The sequence below is a fragment of the Actinoplanes sp. ATCC 53533 genome, from assembly GCF_003947245.1.
Map to the genome: position 1 here is coordinate 1 of NZ_QHHV01000536.1, position 1,056 is coordinate 1,056.

At 67.2% G+C, this 1,056-nt stretch carries 2 protein-coding genes; both read left to right on the forward strand.

All coding sequences use genetic code 11. The features are described 5' to 3' along the window. Nucleotides 1-186 (forward strand): DUF485 domain-containing protein (locus tag DMB66_RS59850; RefSeq protein ID WP_148112975.1); only part of this gene is annotated, 186 nt, incomplete at its 5' end. After that, the coding region (locus DMB66_RS59855) for a cation acetate symporter (RefSeq protein WP_370321588.1) at nt 186-1,056 on the forward strand (871 nt) is incomplete at its 3' end. The genes DMB66_RS59850 and DMB66_RS59855, both read left to right, overlap by 1 nt.

Genomic DNA, 1,056 nt, shown 5'->3' on the forward strand with positions numbered 1-1,056 from the left:
CTGCTCGGTCTGCTGCAGTTCGTCTCGACGTTCCTGATCGCCTGGTACTACTCCCGGTTCGCGGCCAAGCAGATCGACCCGATCGCCGACAAGATCCGTGACGAACTGACGGCCGGTGCCGCTGCCCGCGGCGCCGCGGCCCGAACCGACGAAGCCACCGAGACGGGTCCGGAGGTAGCCAAGTAATGGAACCGCACCTTTACCTCGCGGCCGACGCCGACGGCGCATCGAGCCGCTCGCTGACCATCACGCTGTTCCTCGTCTTCGTCGCGATCACCCTGGGCATCACCATCTGGGCGAGCCGGCAGACCAAGACGGCGACCGACTACTACGCCGGTGGCCGGTCCTTCTCCGGCTTCCAGAACGGCATGGCGATCGGCGGCGACTACATGTCGGCGGCCTCGTTCCTGGGCATCGCCGGCCTCATCGCCCTGTACGGCTACGACGGCTTCCTGTACTCGATCGGCTTCCTGGTCGCCTGGCTGGTCGCGCTGCTGCTGGTGGCCGAGTTCCTGCGCAACTCGGGCCGGTACACGATGGCCGACGTGCTCGCGTTCCGGATGCGTCAGCGCCCGGTCCGCACCGCGGCGTCCGTCTCCACCATCGTGGTGTCGATCTTCTACCTGATCGCCCAGATGGTCGGCGCGGGCGCGCTGGTCAGCCTGCTGCTCGGGATCAGGCCCGGCACCACGTTCCTGGGCATGGACGCCGACACCGCCAAGATCGCGACGATCATCCTGGTCGGCGCCCTGATGATCGTGTACGTCGTGGTCGGCGGCATGAAGGGCACCACCTACGTCCAGATCGTCAAGGCCTTCATGCTGATGACCGGCGCCCTGGTGATGACCCTGCTGGTGCTGGCGACCTACAAGTTCAACCTGTCGACGCTGCTCGGTGACGCGGCCGAACAGTCCGGCAAGGGTGCGGCGTTCCTGGAGCCCGGTCTGCGGTACGGCGTGGAGACCGCTGGCGACGCGGCGAAGACCTTCTACAGCAAGATGGACCTGCTCTCGCTCGGCATCGCCCTGGTGCTCGGCACGGCGGGCCTGCCGCACA